General features: G+C 48.9%; 1 protein-coding gene. It reads left to right on the plus strand.

Going from position 1 to position 393, the window contains the following annotated elements; all coding sequences use genetic code 11:
* Window positions 1–79: 79 nt before the first annotated feature.
* Window positions 80–393: peptidoglycan-binding domain-containing protein (locus QVO88_RS08045; protein WP_288177901.1), on the plus strand; the 314-nt coding region annotated here is incomplete at its 3' end.

Genomic DNA, 393 nt, shown 5'->3' on the forward strand with positions numbered 1-393 from the left:
TATTTGTGCATATTGACATGGCGTGAATAAATCTGTAAATGCTGTAAAAAATAAATGCAGATTTTCAGGAGGTGATCTTATGAGAACAATGAGAAATCTGCTTGCGAAAAAAGCTGTGGTGACGGTGCTGGCGGTGGGAATTTCGCTGGCTGCGGTGAATGCCTTTTGGGGCGGTTCGGACAGTGCGCTCTCTCAGCTTGGGTCTAGCGGCAGTGAGGTTAGGGCTATTCAGGAACGCCTTAAAGAACGTGGTTTGTTCAACGACTCTGTGACGGGATACTACGGCGAAAAGACCAAAGCCGCTGTGATAAAATTTCAGAAACAGCAGGGGATAAGTCAGACGGGAACGGCAGGTCCGCAGACGCTTCGGGCGCTGGGAATATCTATTGGCTC

The organism is Ruminococcus sp. CAG:57 (assembly GCF_000435935.1).
Lineage (GTDB): Bacteria > Bacillota > Clostridia > Oscillospirales > Ruminococcaceae > Hominimerdicola > Hominimerdicola aceti.